We start from the raw sequence: 16,201 nt of genomic DNA on the forward strand, positions 1-16,201 counted from the left end.
GATCACGTGCGTCCCGGGTTCGGAAGCAGGGTGCTCACGTCGTGGGCTTCCGCTATGCTGCGCAACGTTCACCTGGGGAGGGGAACGGACCCGTCTGCGGCTGCCGCCGTCGGGGCCGTCTGGTGAAGGGGTATTCATGCGCGCTGCCGTCGTAACCGATTTGTCGGCTCCGTTGGAATTGCGGGATGTGCCGGTTCCCGAACCCGGCGATCAACAGATCTTGGTCCGCATGGAGGCGTGCGGAATCTGCCACACGGACATTCACATAGCGTACGGCGACTGGCCGGTCGAACCGGCGCTGCCGCTGATCCCCGGCCACGAAGGCGTCGGCATCGTGGAGCGGGCAGGCCGCGGAGTGCCCGCGAGCATGATCGGGCAGCGCGTGGCCCTGCCGTGGCTGGGTTCGGCGTGCGGCCAGTGCGGGTTCTGCGTGTCCGGCTGGGAGACGCTGTGCGAGTCGCAGCGGAACACGGGCTTCTCGATCGACGGCGGGTACGCGGAGTACGCGGTGGCCGACGCGCGTTACGCCGTCTCCGTGCCCGACGGCGTGACACCACTGGACGCGGCCCCGCTCACCTGCGCGGGAGTGACCAGCTACAAGGCCGTCCGAGCAGGCCGAGTCGGTCTCGCGGACCGCGTCGCCGTGTTCGGCGTGGGCGGCCTGGGCCACCTGGCCATCCAGTACGCCCGCCACGCCGGAGGCTTCGTCACCGCCGTCGACGTGGAAGCGGACAAACTCGCGCTGGCCGGGAACCTGGGCGCGGAGCAGGTGATCGACGCGACCACGGCGGACCCGGCGGCGGTGATCCGCGCCCAGGGCGGCGCGGACGTGGCCCTGGCACTGTCGGCGGAGCCGAGCGCGTACGAACACGCACTCGCCTCCCTGCGCCGCGGCGGCCGCCTGGTCTGCGTAGGTCTGCCGGTCGGCGGCGTCCTCCCCGTACCGATCTTCGAGGCGGTGACCCGCGGCATCTCGGTGATCGGCTCGATCGTCGGCACCCGCAAGGACCTGGTGGAGGTGTTCACCCTGCACGCGGCCGGCCGGACCACGGTGACGGCCGAGCCCCGGAAGCTGGAGGAGATCAACCAGGCGTTCACCGACGTCCTGGCCAACCGCGTCCGGGCCCGCCTGGTGATCGAGTACTAGCTGGCTCGAACCGCCGCCGCGGGGTGCCGCTCGAAGGTGGGTGACCATGACCACTGGTGGGCTTCCCCTGTCGCGGAAGGAAAATTGCCCCGGAACTTTTCGGAACTGCCGCTCGACCACTCTGTCGTGACCACCAACCCGCCCGCCCGCCGTGGCGTCGCGCTGACACTGGCCGCCGCTCTCGCCGTGTTGAGCGCGTGCGGCAGCGCAGGGTCGACCACCGGTCCGGCCAGGGAGACCAGCGCTCCCGCGCCCGCGACCGCCGCGCCGACGACCTACCCGCTGACGATCGAGAACTGCGGCCGGAAGCTGACCTTCGACAAGGCACCCAGCCGCGTGCTGCTGCTCAACGGCGCCTCGGTGGCCGAGGTGGAGAGCTTCATCGCCCTGGGCATCCAGGACAGGATCGCGGCGAACAGCCAGTCCTACGGCGTGTCCGACGACCCGTCGCTGGTCGCGAAGGTCAAAGCCGTCCCCACCGGTGGTCTCACGCTCAACGACAACTTCGAGGTCCCACGCGAGCAGGTGCTGGCGCTCAAGCCCGACCTCGTGATCTCCACCTGGGCGGGAGGGTTCGACGACAAGACCGGCTCGATCACCCGCGACCAGCTCACCCGGGCCGGTATCACCAGCTACGTCACGCCGGCCAACTGCGGCAACGGCGACCCCGGCGCGAGCCCCGCCGACCAGCAGAGGTACCGGGACCAGTCAGTCGAGTCGTCGAGCGAGCTCCTCCTGCAACTGGGCCGGATCTTCGACGTCCAGCAACGCGCGGCCGACCTCGTGAACGGCACTCGCGCGGACATCGACAAGATCGCGCAGAGCGTCAAGGGCAAACCCAGGAAGAACGTCCTGGTCGTCTACCCCGGCATGTCGATGATGAACAGCAATGGGCTTCCGGCGGTGTTCGCCGGAGGCATCTTCGACGACATCGTCGCTCGTGCCGGTGGAGTGAACTCCTTCGCGGGCAAGACGAACGCCGAGCTCGCCGAGATCAACGTGGAAGCACTGGCGTCCGCCCAGGTCGACCTCCTGGTGGTGGGCGTCTACCAGGAGTCGGAGAAGGCCGACGTGCTCGCGCAGGAGCTCTTCACGAAGTTCCCGCAGTGGGGCGCTTCGAAGAGCAAGAAGTACACGTCGGTGTCGGACAGCGTCTACCTCGGGCCGCTCAACGCCCTGGCAGTGAAGAAGATCGCGGATGCAGCGCACGGAAACCCGTAGCCCGCACGCGGTTTCCGGCTCCGGCTACGTGCTCCTGCTGGCAGGCTTGGGCGTCACCCTCGTGCTGTCGGTCGCGTTCGCCATCGGCACCGGCACGGTCGAGGTCCCGGTAACCCGCGTCATCGGCATCCTCTGGAGCCACCTCGGCGGTGACACGACGGGCATCGACCCGTTGGAGAACCAGATCGTGTGGGACTTCCGCACGCCGCGGGTGCTGCTGGCCGCGGTGGCGGGCGGTGGGCTCAGCCTGGCCGGGGTGTGCCTGCAGTCGTTGGTGCGCAACCCGTTGGCCGACCCGTACCTGTTCGGCGTCTCGGCGGGAGCGTCGCTGGGAGCGGTGATCGCGATGACCACCGGCGGCGCGCTCGTCGCGGGCCTCGGTGTCGCGGGAGCGGCGTTCGCCGGCTCACTGCTCGGACTCGCCATCGTGTTCGCGATGGCCCAGCGAGGCGGCCGCCTGCTCGGCGGCAGCCTGGTGCTGGCCGGGGTCGCGGTCGCCTCGCTCGGCAACGCCGCCACCAGCTACCTCCAGCTCCAGTCCAACCCCACCGAGCTGCGCCGCGTGATGTTCTGGCTGCTCGGCTCGGTCTCCGGCGCCTCCTGGGACGACCTCGGCGTCCCCGCGGCCGCCATCGCCCTGACCACCGCGTGGCTGCTGACCCGGGGACGTTCGATGAACGCGCTGTCGGTCGGCGACGACACCGCGGCCGGGCTCGGCGTGAACGTCCACCGGCTCCGGATCCTGCTGCTCGTGGCGTCGTCCCTGCTCACCGCCACGGTCGTGAGCGTCGCGGGCGGGATCGGCTTCGTCGGCCTGATCGTCCCGCACGCCGTGCGACTCGTGGTCGGCCCCGACCAGCGCAAAATGCTCCCCGTCTCGGTGCTGGCCGGCGCCGTCTTCCTGGTGCTGGTCGATCTCGTCACCCGCACCGTCGACAAACCCAACGAGATGCCCATCGGCATCTTCACCGCGGCGCTGGGAGCCCCGTTCTTCCTGATGCTGCTGCGAAACCGGAAGAAGGTGTGGCGATGAAGGTCGTGGCCGACGGCGTGCACGTGCGCATCGGCGACGCGGTCATCCTCGGCAGCGCCGGCTTCGAAGCGGAGCCCGGCCGCATGACCGGGATCATCGGGCCGAACGGTTCCGGCAAGAGCACCCTGCTGCGCTGCCTGTACCGCGCTCTCAAACCGACCCGGGGGAGCGTCTACATCGGACAGGACGACGTGTGGCGTTCCAGCGCCCGCCAAGCAGGCCTGCGCACGGCCGTCGTCGCGCAGGACCACGACCTCGACAACGACTACTCGGTGCTCGAAGTCGTCGCGATGGGCAGGAACCCGCACAAACGCCTGCTGGACCGGGAAACCACCGCGGACGAGCAGATCATCGCCGACGCCCTCGACCGCGTGCGGATGACCTGGGCGGCCGACCGGATCTTCGCCACCCTGTCCGGCGGCGAACGCCAGCGCGTCCTCGTGGCCCGCGCACTCACCCAGCAGGCACCGGTGCTGCTGCTCGACGAGCCGACCAATCATCTGGACGTCGGCGCGCAGCTCGAACTCCTGGACCTCGTCCGGGAACTGGGTCTCACGACGGTCGCGGCACTGCACGACCTCGACCACGCCACGACCTACTGCGACCGGCTGATCCTCGTGCACGACGGCAACGTCATCACATCGGGCCCTCCGGACGAGGTGCTCACGCCCTCGCGAGTCGCCGAAGTGTTCGGAGTGGAGAGCGCGATCGTCGCGCACCCCCTGACCGGACGTCCGCACTTCGTCACGGCCTCCCGCGTGACCAGCCCGCGATGACCGGTCCGAAAAGGACACCGAGATTCGAAGCAACGCCACTTCGAACGGACCCGTGCCGGGCACGTGGCCCGACACGGGTGCCGATCCTGCAGCAGTCACCGTTGGTCGATCACGGGTAGTAGACCGTGCCGTATGCGCGGACGTAGGCGCCGCCGAGGTAGGAGGGCTCGATGAAGAAGCGGTACGTGCCGCCGCCGGCGTTGGAGGTCCACTCCCGGGAGTCCAGGCAGCAGGCGATCTGGGCTTCCCAGCTGAACTGACCGGCGAGCGCGCCGCTCTCCCCGCTCCGCGGCTGCGCCGAGGCCGTTCCCGTCACGCCGGCCAAGTCCGGTCGAGTGTGCGGCGTGGGAAGGGATCTCCGGACATCAGCGCGGCCACCGCCAGCGAGGCGCACTCGCGGGTCGCGTTCCCTCGTTCGAGAGGGGTCCGCTCAGGTTGCGTGCGGGCCCTCATCCGGTGATCGCCCGACCGCTAGCGCCGTCGGTCCCAGGTCAACTGCCGACGGTCCGCTGCCGCGCCTCATCCAGGCTCGCCATCAGGGACTGCACCCCGTCGGCTGCGCGCTGGAAGTACTCGGCCGCCCTGCTCCCGTCGCCGGTGGGGCTCATGCACTCGAGGGCGGCGTTCTCCTCGTCGGCGAGGACGTTCGTCCACGTCGCGCGCAGCCCCTCGTCCGGCAGCGGTGGGAACCCGCCGGCCGCGCGGACGACCGTGAGCAGCCGACCGCAGTCCTCGGCGGTGACGTCCCGGTGTTGCTCCTGGGCGGTCTTGAACATCGTGCCCGCCGCGACGACGACCGACCGCACGGTGGTCCACCCGCCGCCGTACACCCAGGTCGTGACCATCCGGTCGCGGTCCTCACCGGACCTGGCGGAGGGTGGCGCGATCAGTGGGGCCGAGGCGGCCGCCGACGGCCCCCACCAGACAAATGCGACCGACACCGTCGCGATCACCGCGAGCAGGGCGCCCGCCCGCGGGCCGGCCTCCCACGTGCGGTGACCGGGTTTGACGACGGCGGCGGCGAGCAGCGCGGCGACCAGCGCCAGGCCCGGCACCAGCTGCACCGGCCGCGCCGCCGGCACGCTGTCCACCGCGGCGCCGTGGTGGTGTGCGAACCAGATGCCGACCATGGCGAACAGGCCGACCAGCCAGGCCGCGAGCAAGGCGCCGACCCAGTTGGTCCGGCGTGCCGCCACGGCCGCCGCGACGAGCTGCACGGCGAGTGTGACCACGAGTCCCCAGGCGGTGCGCACGAGCGCGGCCTCCGGAGAGTCGGCGGTGCCCATCACCACCAGGACGACCAGCGCGACGAGTCCGCTTGCGGCACCGATCCATACCGCCGGGCTCGGCAGCGCACGGGTGAGGACGACGGGGACGAGCCAGACCAGGAGCAGCGCGATCGTGGTCACTGGATAGCCGGGGTTGAGCAAGAATGGGACCACCATCCCGTCCAGCACCACCCTGTCCAAAGCGGACGATGAGTAGCCGTGCAGGACGCCGATCGCCGGGCGCAGGAACTCCTGCCAGAGCCCACTGACAGACATGTCGACCGGATGCCAGGCCATCGTGCTATAGCACAGGAGGGCGACCGCAGCGGCGAGCAACGCGCGGTGCCACCCAGTCCGCACCCGCTGCGCGCAGTACCCCGCCCAACAACACACCAGCACCGCCGCTGCGGTGAGCCGCAGCCATCCCACCGTCGTCAGCGGGTTCAGCATGCCCTGGTAACGGGGGTCGAGGAGGTCGCCGAGCACGACACCGACACCGATGGCCAGGCCAGGCACGGCGAACACACCGCGTCTCGGTCGTGTGGCGCCGCGCAAGGCGATCGTCAGCACCAGCGTCCCGAACAGCGCCGCCCAGACGACGCGCAGCATCGTGTACGACCCGTTGTCCGCGTGGTACCAGGTCAGGTCGCTCAGCGCGCCGACTGTGTGGCGCCAGGCCAGGTGCAGGGCGAGCGCGGCGGCCGCGACCTCCCAGAAACCCGGCCGAGCCAACGAGTCCGGGTCGGCCATCGCTGCGCGGCGGGCGGCCTTGGCGGGGTGGATCGCGAGCCATCGGCGGACCCGGCGGGAGGGCACGAGGTCGCCATAGGGGTCCGTGACGCCCGTCCAACGCACGACTTGAGCATCGGCGTGGTTCTCACGCGAGCGCAGCACTGCCAATCGTGCGAGGTAGGCCAGCACGGCTGTCACGAGCAGCCGGACGGTAATGGCCCACTGGAGATTCCCGTAGTCCCAGCGGATGACCCACGGCGTGCTGCTGAGCAGCATCGGGTCGGCCAGGGTGAGCAGGTATGGCGCCAGGATGACCGCGAGGAACGCCCGCCACGTGGCCAGGGTCGCATAGGTCGTGGTCACGTCCGAGCGGACGTGCGCGAGTTCGTGCAGGACGATCGCACGGAACGCGGCAGGATCGCGCACGCGCAGGAGCGCGAGGCCCGCGTCCACGCACACGACCTTGCGGCGGTGGTTCCCGAACGCGACCCCGCCCGCCCGGACGCTGCGGGGGTCGAGCACGAACTCCGGGACCGCGCGCAGCCCGGTCTCGGCCACCAGCGCCTCGAGCGCCTTGCGGAGCTGGTCGTCGACGGGCACGAGTCCCGACCGGCGGATCCGCCACGCCGGCCAGGCCAGATAGATCGTCGCGGCCACCAGGAAGAGCAGCAACAGGCCGCCGACCACCCAGCCGAGCCGCGGCAGCAGCAGCCCGGACATGCACTCGCGGTAGGTGCTCCACCTGTTCTCGTCCGGGGTGACGGCGTCCGAGGCGACGAAGTAGATACCGGACCGAACCTGGCAGGTCGCGTCGTCGAGCGTCTGGCCCGCAGGCCACACGGACCCGTAGAAGCCGAAAGTCTGGAGGGTGACGGCGACGGCGAGCGCGATGAAGGCGGCGAACCGCAGCGTGGTGCCCGACGGCGGGCGCGTGGGGTCAGTCGCCACGTCTCAGGTGCTCGATCAGGGCGTCGGCGACCGCGGTCGCCTGCTCCTCGGACAGTTCGAGGCGGATGGCTTCCTCGCGGGTCGACCGGTGCAGGTCCGCCAACCGCTCGTCGGTGTACTCCGCCACCGGCGGGGACGGGCGGCGCAGCCGCTTCCAGAGTTTGCCGCCCGCGTCCACAGCCGCGTCGGCCGTGCTGTCGACGAGCCGGTTGTAGGCGGCGGTGGCCAGTGCGAGCGCGACCGGCGACACCATGCCGATCACGATGTCGATACCGGAGCCGAGGACCTGCCCCGGGCGGTCGCGCCGGGACGGAAACCGGCCCGGGTTCTTCAGGTACGCCTCGCCCATGTGCTCGAACACCGCAAGCTCGTCCGGCGAGACCGCGATGACGATGGCACGGGCGGCCGGGAGGACGAAATCGTCGTGATCCACACTACCGATGGTCCGGGCGCAACGGCGTAGCGTCACTAGGCCATATGGGCGTCACAGAGAAATAGCGAACGCGGTGGATGCTTCACCACCTGTCCTATCCGGTCGCTCGGTGCCGGTGAACGCACCTCCCACGCACACAGCCGACCAAGAGCGGCGCAACGGCCTCACGACGGTCGAGTTGGTTCCCACTCGGCTCAGGCCTGAACGCGCGATCAGCGGCATGAGCGGACGTTACGGCGTCTGGTTAGTGCAGGCCACGCTGCGGCATGGTGGTGCGCACAGGCGGTGGTCTCGTCGTACTTCGGGCGGCTGGTGAGGTAGCGCGGGCTCCGGTGTGCGGCGGCTGCGGGTTGTTGGCGGCGACGTGATGCCTTGTGCCACCATGCTGGGGTGGCACGGGACATCACTTTCTTCTTCGCCCCGGACGATGAGGCCGCCGCGAAAACGCGCTCAGCACATCCAGGCCGTGCGCTCACCGGTGTGAACTGCGCAGGTTTTGATCCGGACGACGCCGTCGTGGACTGGATGGCGTTCTTCGACGGCCACGTTCTTCGCGACGCGGAACGACGTGCCAGGGGCAAGTGGCCACGGTATGTGGCGGAAATCCTCAACGATGGCGTCGGCGTGTTCGTTGTTTCAGCTGATCTGGTCACCGCGCTCGCGGGAGCTGGGCAGGATGATCTGCGTGACCTGGCGTCGTACTGGGGAGAGCGGCTCGTGGAGCAGAATGAAAACGAACTGAGTGCTGCAGAACAGTTATCAGTGGTCGAGGATGTCGCCCGACTGGCCGGTTCCACCGGTGGCTCAGGCCTCTACTGCTGGCAGTGGTGAGAAGGCGCCTACTGGTCATCCCGCAACTGCGTGACGACCACGGCAATCGCCGGCGCAGCGTCTCGCAGCCTGCTGGCAAGCGGTGCTTGAGGAGGCCGGCGACCTCCCGAGACTTGAGGAATCAGGCGCAGCCCAGGCGATGCGCTGGCGGTCGTCGTAGGCCTGTGCGTGAGGCAGGCGCTCATGGCATGACGTCCGCTCATCGGCATGAGCGCGCGCCGCTCAGCACCCGACCAGCAACATGAACGGATGTTCGATCTTCACCGAGCCTGGGTCTCGCCGGGGCAGGTTCCACTCGAGTCAAGCGGTCGCTGCAGCTGCTCTGTGTCGTGGCGTTCAGCGGACTGGAACGCGTCGTGCAGCGTCTTGGGCTGTCCGCGTACGTCGTCCCGACGGGATGGAACGACGTCCGCGAAGCGCTGCCAGGTGCGAGATGCGGTGACGCGAAGAACACGGCCTGCCTCGCATCGGGCCTCGAGGGCAGGCCAACCGATGCGTTGTCCGGTCCCGTGGCTGGCGAGGGTGTTCAAGCCGTTGCGCCGGGACTGGGGAGCCGGTCAGCATCGTCGTATGAAGGAGACGTGGACGATTGACGACCTGAACGCAGAACTCGAGCGGTTCGAACAGGCGGCCCGAAGCGCCGGGCTGGCCGAGAACTCCGTTCGCACCTACGTCGATCGGTCACGAGTGTTCTTGCGATGGCTCACGGGTGATTTCCAGTTTCAAGGCCCCAGGGGTTAGGGCTGTGGTGCACTCACACACAGCGGCATGAGGTCGGTCAGCGGCCGAATTGCCGGACCGCACGAACCGATGACGGCGCGTGCTGAACGCGAGCTCGTCGTGGCCGTCGGCTGAGGCAGGGAAGGGACCCAGGCGCTCGGCTACCGGCCGTTCGCCACCCAGGCCCAGTGTTCGAGGGCCTGTCGGGTCAGTTCCACGTCGTCCGCGTCGGAACCGAGCACCCTGAGCCTGTCGTGGAACAGGTCGGCCAGCCAGTCGCGTGCGGATACGGCGTCACCGCCGACACCCGTCCAGTCGGCGTGGTCGTATCGGGCGCTCATGGTCAGCTCGTCGCACCATCCGAACAGGCGGCTGAGCTCGCCGGTCAACGCAGCCGCCTCGTTTCGGGCGGTTCTGACATCGCCCGAGGCGTAACGGCACTCCGCGCTGTCGAGGCGGGCGGCCAGGGTGAGCCTGTGCTCGGGACCGGCCGTGCTCTCCAGACCTGCGATCGCACCCGCGTACTCCCGGAGTGCGGTGACGTGATCACCAGTACGCCTCGTCCACATGGCCACCTGGGCCCATGCGGTCAACGTGTCCTCGTCACCTGGGCCGAGCGCCTGCCGGCACAGGAGAAGCAACGCCTGGTACTTGCGCAGCACGGTCTCCGGATCGTCGAAGTACTTCGACCAGTGCGCAATCCGCTCCACGCTCCTCACTGTGGTGCGGTGCCCGCCGCCCAGCACGTTCACCTGGTCCGCGTGCAGATCGCCGAAGAGGCGAACGGCGCCGGCGGCATCGCCCAGGAGACCTGTGATCTCGGCGATGTCGCATCGGAGATCGAGCACGAGCCGGTGGGTGTCGCCCAGCAGTTGTTCCAAGCGGGGGCGCAGGAAGGTGTACCTCCGCGCCGCCTCGTCGAAGTCGCCCGTGAGCTGGGTGGCTTTGGCGAGAATGTTCTCGATGAGCAGGGTGCTCTGGTGTTCGGCGCCGTAGTGTCGGCCGGCTTCGGCCACGACATCGGACAGGGCGGCCAAGCCGGCTTCGGGGTCCACGACGCGCAGCCACCAGGCCGCGATCACCCTGGCGTAGAGCGTGTCCAGGTCGTCCGGCCCGAGCGCCCGCAGGTGCTCGGCGACCAGATCGTCGAACTGGTAGAGGACGTGGCCGGGCTCGTTCGCCTTCGCCAGCCACTCGACGAAGTAGGACCACGTGCGGAGAGTCTGCCGGTCGCTGAGACCGAGAACGCGGATGTCGTCCTCCAGCAGGTCCTCCAGGTGGTGGGTCACCGGCACCATGGGGTCGGCTGACGTCGCGCAAATGACGAGACCGAGCCGGGAGCACAGGGTCAGGGGGTGGTCCGCCCCCAGCACGCGTGTCCGTGCGGGGACGATCTCGGCGAAGTGGTCGAGCGCCGTCTCGTAGTCACCGGATTGGTAGGTCCAGTGCGCCAGGTGGTGTCTTGCCGACAAGGTTTCCGGGTGCTCTGGCCCGAGGGTGCGAGTCCTGCCCGCGAGCAGCCTGCTGAAGTGCCGCAAGCGATCAGTGATCACGCGCACGTGCTCGGTGCGATCGCCGGGCATCGGTTCGTCTGCGATCGCGGCAGCCGCGGTGCCGGACAGCAGGTCGAACGCGCCTCGCAACAGCGGTGGCTCCACGACCGCCGGCCGGTTCAGGAGCAGCCGGAGCAGTTCCTCCGCGCCGTCCACGGAGAAGTCGCGCACGTGGTACACAGTCGCGCTGTTGGGGGAGAGGAAGTCGGGGATGCCGGCACGCGTCTCGCTCGGCAATACGACTGGGACGAACGTGGCCAGACCGTCCTGGTGTGCGTAGAAGGCGTCCCGGATCAGCCGGGCTTCCCACTGCACTCCGCGGCCGGCGTCAGGACCCTCCCTGCCTTCCGCGCGCTTCCGGTACGCGGCCGAGGCGACGCACAGCACCACGTCAGCTTCCCGGATCTGGTCGGCCATCCACAGGGGCCAGTCCTGGCGCTGGTGTGCGGCGGCGAGGTCGAGCTTGGCGTCGATGTTGTTGCACCGCAGCAGTTCCCACAGTTGCCGCACCTCGTCGCGATGCCGAGGGGACTCCTGCGCGTACGAGATGAACACGCGGGGCACGGTCACCGGCCCGGCTCGGGGGCGCCCAGCAGGGGTGCGCCGCCGAGCGGCGGCTCGACGACGCGAGGGCGGTCCAGCAAGAACCTGAGCAGGTCTTCCGCTCCCGCGACGGTGAACGCCGGGACGCGGTAGACCGTGGTCGACGATGGCGCGAGGAAATCGCGCACGCTCGTGGTGGGCTCGTCCAGCAGCACGACGGGCACGAACTTCTGGAGGTCGTGCTGGTGTGCGTAGAAGGCGTCCCGGATCAGCCGGGCTTCCCACTGCACTCCGCGGCCGGCGTCAGGACCCTCCCTGCCTTCCGCACGCTTCCGGTACGCGGCCGAGGCGACGCACAACACCACGTCGGCTTCCCGGATCTGGTCGGCCATCCACAGCGCCCAGTCCTGCCGCTGGTGCGCCGCGCCCAGGTCCAATCGTGCGTCGACGCCGTTGGCGCGGAGAAACGTCCACAGATCCTGCACCAGCCGTCGGTGCTCATCCGACTCGTGCGCGTAAGAGATGAACACCCGCTTGGTCACCAGCCACCCCACTCACCATTTGCCAGCACCCCGACATCGTCTGCGCCGCGCTGATCGTTTCAGTGGCTGGGCGGGATGGAATCGAGCCGCGCCAACGAATCGGGAATCGCGCGTGCGTGCACGTTCCGGAGCTCCACCAGCGTTCCGGCCGCAGGACGATCACCCGCTAGTCGGCGCCGGCCTGGCGGATTCCCGTGGGCAGGCCGGTGATCGGCGCCAACGCCTCCGCCCAGCGGTGAAACACCCAGACCGACGCCGTTCGACGGGATACACACATCTTGGTCACCGATGTGGATGTACCGGCTCATCGACTTGCCCATGGAGTGATCACCTTACGGCTGCCCGCCGGTGAGCCGAGATCGTGTTCGGGCGCGCGACAGCCGGACTACGGGTCGGCGTCCCTGGCCGTCCACACCGGCCAAGCGACTCGAGCGACCGCGACCACACCTCATCACCCCGCCGCGAGGCGGCATCTCGTCAGCTAGTGCCCAGGCAGCCTGACGTGCAGAACAGGCTGCCCGGACCAGGGCCTGTGATTCCGCCGGGCTTTGCGGCAGTGCCGCTCAGGCCTGGTCCCCGAGCGTCCGCCGGACGGCCTTGATCTCGTCGATCACGTCCACCAGCCGCTGCCGAGCACTCGACAACGTGTCCTCGCGGGCTCGGATGTCCTTCTCCTTCGCCTCGTGGTCGGCCAGAACGACCTGCACGGTGCCGCGCAGATTCTCGATCTCGGTGTCCAGCAGGCTCGTCACCTGACGGATCCGCCCGACCTCGCCCAGCACTCGCTCGGCGATCTGGACTGCCTGCTTCGGAGCTCGCTCCCGCATGGCCTGCTCAGTCCTCGCGGCCAGGTCCTCGCGGATCTTCGCCTCGATCTTGTTGTTGATGGACCACTGCCGGACCAGCTGCGTCACCACGAGCGCCGCGAGAATCGCGATCGGGCCACCGCCGAGGACGATGACGCCGATCATCACGCCCAGCTGGGGGGCGAGCGCGCGCAGGGAACCACGCAACCCGAACCGGGCGCCGTCGATCGCGCCCGCCGGACCGACGATCACCGTGCTGATCGCGGCCGCCAGCAGCCGTTCCGCCGTCGAGACGTCCTCTCCGCTGACCTTGACGCGATCACCGGTGGTCACCAGGTCGAGCCGGATCTGCTCGGCTTGCTCTGCGAACTGGTGCAGGTCCTCGTCCAACCGCTTGCCCAGCTCCGCCGCCCAGCCGTCGATCTCCGCCTGCAGCGGTCCCCGCTGCCAGGCCACGAACTCCGCGTCGAGGTGATCCGTCAGCACCTGCTGCAGCTCCTCCGCGAGGTTCTCAGCGCTCTCCTTCAGCTTGGTGGGCAGCAGACGGATCTTGGACTCGGTGGTCGCGTTGGCGATGATTTCCGGGCACCGGTCGGCCGCGGCGAGCAACCAGCGTTCCGCCAGGTGCTCCACCAGCCTCCGCAGGGACTCGAGCGCGGTGTGGACGACACTGCCGACGTGGTCGCGGTGCTGTTCGAGCAGCTGCAGCGGAACCTGTTGCTGCTCCCACCGTTCGCGCAGCTGCGCCTGGTCCTCCAGGCGCAGCCGTTGCTCGCCGGCCAGCCGCTTGTCGAGTCGTTCGGCGAGTTGCTCCGCCTGATGCGATTCCCTGACCACCTTCACCTCACCGCCGTGGCCGACCGCGAACTCCTCGAGTGCCTTCTCGAACCTCAACATGGCCGTGTCGTGATCCGGCTCGCCCCGCTCGCGCATCGCGAGGACGTCGGGCGGCACGATCACGAAGGTCTCGGCGTCCGTTCCGAGCGCAGCGCTCACACGGCGGAGCGCCACCGCCACGCTCTCGTCACGTTCATCCGGCGGAATCCGGTCGACGCCGGTGAAGACGATGAACGGCCTTTCATGGCCGAGCGCGCGCAGGTCCTGTGCCGCGTACTTCTCATCACTTTGGCCGAAGGTGTCCTGGAGTGCGGTCACGTACACGACTGCGTCGGCCAACTGCAGGGCGTTGCGTGCCAGTGCCTCCCGGACGTCGTCGTCATCGAGCCCCGGCGAGTCGGTGATCTCGACACCGTTCCTGCACAGCTCGAGCGGCCAGTAGATCTCGGCGGTACGATAGGGGCTGCTCCACTGGTCTTGCCGATCGAGGGGGATGGTGGTCAGCTCCGCGAGCCTACCGACGTCAACCTCCTCGGGCGGCCCCGAGACGGGATAGACGACACAACGCGGCTTCGGCCCCCAGCGGACGGTCGTCTCCACGGCGGTGTACGGCCTGCTGCGCACGGGCAGGACCCGGTTGCCGAGCATCGCGTTGATCAGCGCGCTCTTGCCGCGGTTCTTCTTGCCCACCACGACTATGCGCAGTGCATCGTTCGACAGTCGGCCGTGCAGGGCGTTCGCGTCGGCTGCGAACTTGTCGATCCCCGCGTCCGCGCAGATCTCGCGGAGACGTTCGGCCGCGCGCGTCAGCGCGGTCCTGGCGTCGTGCAGACGTTCGTAGGAGGGTCTGTCGGTCATCGTGCGTTCTCACCGGCCGACCGGATCCGGCTCGCGAGTGTTTCCGCTTCCCCTGCCAGGCGATGCCACTTCTCCACGTCCTGGGAGTCGGCGTCCAGTCTGCCCATCTCGTCGTCCTTTCCGGCGTGGTGCGGTTTCACCAGCTCGAGGCCGGCGCCCAGTTCGTGGTAGAAGACCTTGACGGAGATCAGGAGCTGGTCCGTGGCAGCGGTGAACGCTCTGGCCACCTGCCTGTCGACGTGATCCGCGTACTGCCTGCGGGTGCGGTCGGCGCTGCGGTCCAGCATCCACTCGCCCAGGCTCGTGGCCGCTTCCACGACGAGAGACAGGACCAGGTCGCGATGTCCGGCGGATGCTCCCGAACTCTTGCGCAGCGAAGCGATCGCGGCGACCGCTTTCGGCGCTAGGCGCAGGAGTGTGCGGTGCGCCTGCCACTCGCCGGAGGTATTGGATGGACGACGTCCATCCACTTTGGCCGATGGCGGCACGGGAGCGGGCGGTGAGCTGTGCGTCCTGCCGAACTGCTCGCCGAGCGCTTCCTCGTACCTGCCCTCGAACGTCCGGACGTCGCGGCCGAGACGCACCTCGATGTCGTTCGCCCACGCTTCCGCGACGAGCATGAACTCAGCGTCGAACTGGCGCTGGAACTTGGAGGTCCACCAGGTCGCGGCGTCGTCGGCGCCGCGCAGCTGCTCCCGCAAGCGTTGTGCGAGCCGGTTGTGCTCGCGCTTTCCCCAGTTGACGATGTGCTGGACGGTCTCCATCCGGAGCTTGTCGACCGCGTCACGAAGCTCGTCGACCCGCAGGCCTCGTCCCGCCTTCTCGTGCCGCCGCTTGGTCATCTCCGCGGCAGTCCGGCCGGCACGGGCGTCCGACGCGACCGCCTTCTCCAACGCGCGAACCCGCATGGTCGTGAGCAGGTTCTCCAGCTGGGTTCTGGCCCGGCCAAGTCGCGCGGTGAAGAGTGGACCCGGTTGCAGCAGTTCTGCGAGCTCATCGCGCAGGACGGCCAGTTCGGGCTCGGCCGGTTTCTCGGCCGGGCAGATCATGATTTGGTTCAGGTTCAACGCGCGTGCGCGACTGTGCAGGTGGCTGACGAACTCCTCGCGTTCGTCCTCCGGGATGAAGGCGACCCCGGTAACGGCCACCATCACGTGGCCCACACCGGCGACGGTGCGCAAGAAGGTCAGGATCTCGCGTTCCTCCGCGCCGAGTGCTCCCACGGCGTCGGTGACCAGCAGCACCAGGTCGGCGTCGCAGAGGCGGTTCCGCACCTGAGGCACCTGCAGTGCGCCGACATCCAGGGGAAGGTCCACCACCTCGCCGGCGCCGTCGACGAGAACGCCTCTGGCCACGTCGAGCCAGCGTGTCACCTTCACCGTGGTGGGATGACCGGCTCCGCGCAGGACGACCAGCAGAAGGCCACCGTCCCGTCGTTTCTCGATGCGGCCGAGATCGGCGCCGGACTCGGAGTCGCCCAGCCGAGAGGCGAGATTCGACGCGTGCTCGAGCAGCTCGTCGAAGGCGGGACCGTCGAGCGGTTCGTCCGTCGGCGAATCGTTGTCCATGGCAAACCTTCGTCCACGACGACTTCACTGGTTGCTGTCCGGGGGATGTCCGAGCGGTCTCCGGAAGCGTTACTTCTCCCACCTCAGCGCTTCGCGACCTCCGTCCGGTGATCGGCCTTTCTGTGATCGATGCCGTGGAATTCCCGGCCTCGCGTGACATCCGCCGGGAAATCATCTGATGAGTACGTGGACGGGTGAATGAGTCCACGAGATGAAGTCGTCATCCAGACGAACTTCCATGCCATTTCGGGTGGACTTCTGACTTCGCGGGTGCTGAGTAATGCGTCCGTTCAGGTTCGCAGTGTGCCGGCATGGTATCGATCATCATCGGGCATGATTGCGGCCGTGTTGGTCAGTTGCCCGTACCTCGCCGTATCTCAAGCCT

General features: G+C 68.8%; 12 protein-coding genes. 5 read left to right on the top strand and 7 right to left on the bottom strand.

What is annotated here, in order from left to right; translation table 11 throughout:
* Positions 1–136: 136 nt before the first annotated feature.
* From ACFWV3_RS20145 to ACFWV3_RS20160, 4 genes are all read left to right on the top strand, one after another.
* Positions 137–1,147, top strand: coding sequence for an alcohol dehydrogenase catalytic domain-containing protein (locus ACFWV3_RS20145; protein ID WP_382412908.1), 1,011 nt, complete (start codon positions 137–139; stop codon positions 1,145–1,147).
* Positions 1,148–1,273: 126 nt separating this feature from the next.
* Positions 1,274–2,368, top strand: a complete 1,095-nt coding sequence (locus ACFWV3_RS20150) for an ABC transporter substrate-binding protein (protein WP_382412909.1) — start codon at positions 1,274–1,276, stop codon at positions 2,366–2,368.
* A complete protein-coding gene (locus ACFWV3_RS20155; protein ID WP_382412910.1) occupies positions 2,346–3,401 on the top strand; it encodes a FecCD family ABC transporter permease in 1,056 nt (351 codons plus the stop codon). The genes ACFWV3_RS20150 and ACFWV3_RS20155 overlap by 23 nt, the downstream gene beginning before the upstream one ends.
* Positions 3,398–4,177 carry an ABC transporter ATP-binding protein gene (locus ACFWV3_RS20160; RefSeq protein ID WP_382412911.1) on the top strand — a complete coding sequence of 260 codons (780 nt, stop codon included), beginning with the start codon at positions 3,398–3,400 and terminating at the stop codon, positions 4,175–4,177. The genes ACFWV3_RS20155 and ACFWV3_RS20160 overlap by 4 nt, the downstream gene beginning before the upstream one ends.
* Positions 4,178–4,286: 109 nt before the next feature.
* Here ACFWV3_RS20160 and ACFWV3_RS20165 read toward each other — a convergent pair whose 3' ends face one another.
* From ACFWV3_RS20165 to ACFWV3_RS20175, 3 genes are all read right to left on the bottom strand, one after another.
* Positions 4,287–4,493 carry a hypothetical protein gene (locus tag ACFWV3_RS20165; RefSeq protein ID WP_382412912.1) on the bottom strand — a complete coding sequence of 69 codons (207 nt, stop codon included), beginning with the start codon at positions 4,491–4,493 and terminating at the stop codon, positions 4,287–4,289.
* A gap of 175 nt (positions 4,494–4,668) precedes the next feature.
* Positions 4,669–7,125: a M48 family metalloprotease gene (locus ACFWV3_RS20170; protein WP_382412913.1), complete on the bottom strand. Its 2,457-nt coding sequence runs from the start codon at positions 7,123–7,125 to the stop codon at positions 4,669–4,671.
* Positions 7,115–7,558, bottom strand: a complete 444-nt coding sequence (locus ACFWV3_RS20175; RefSeq protein WP_382412914.1) for a hypothetical protein — start codon at positions 7,556–7,558, stop codon at positions 7,115–7,117. Before ACFWV3_RS20175 ends, ACFWV3_RS20170 begins: the two co-directional genes overlap by 11 nt.
* A gap of 390 nt (positions 7,559–7,948) precedes the next feature.
* Here ACFWV3_RS20175 and ACFWV3_RS20180 point away from each other — a divergent pair, with 390 nt between their 5' ends.
* Positions 7,949–8,389, top strand: coding sequence for a hypothetical protein (locus ACFWV3_RS20180; RefSeq protein ID WP_382412915.1), 441 nt, complete (start codon positions 7,949–7,951; stop codon positions 8,387–8,389).
* Positions 8,390–9,270: 881 nt separating this feature from the next.
* Here the strand turns inward: ACFWV3_RS20180 and ACFWV3_RS20185 are convergent.
* The 4 genes from ACFWV3_RS20185 to ACFWV3_RS20200 form a co-directional block, all read right to left on the bottom strand.
* Positions 9,271–11,217 (bottom strand): tetratricopeptide repeat protein, encoded by a 1,947-nt coding sequence (locus ACFWV3_RS20185; protein WP_382412916.1) that lies wholly within the window; start codon positions 11,215–11,217, stop codon positions 9,271–9,273.
* Between the two features lie 11 nt (positions 11,218–11,228).
* Complete coding sequence (locus ACFWV3_RS20190) at positions 11,229–11,747, bottom strand: SEFIR domain-containing protein (RefSeq protein WP_382412917.1); 519 nt, start codon at positions 11,745–11,747, stop codon at positions 11,229–11,231.
* A gap of 563 nt (positions 11,748–12,310) precedes the next feature.
* Positions 12,311–14,248: a dynamin family protein gene (locus ACFWV3_RS20195; protein ID WP_382412918.1), complete on the bottom strand. Its 1,938-nt coding sequence runs from the start codon at positions 14,246–14,248 to the stop codon at positions 12,311–12,313.
* Complete coding sequence (locus ACFWV3_RS20200; protein ID WP_382412919.1) at positions 14,245–15,816, bottom strand: hypothetical protein; 1,572 nt, start codon at positions 15,814–15,816, stop codon at positions 14,245–14,247. The genes ACFWV3_RS20195 and ACFWV3_RS20200 overlap by 4 nt, the downstream gene beginning before the upstream one ends.
* Positions 15,817–16,201: the final 385 nt, after the last annotated feature.

This window comes from Lentzea sp. NPDC059081, assembly GCF_042738015.1.
GTDB lineage: Bacteria > Actinomycetota > Actinomycetes > Mycobacteriales > Pseudonocardiaceae > Lentzea.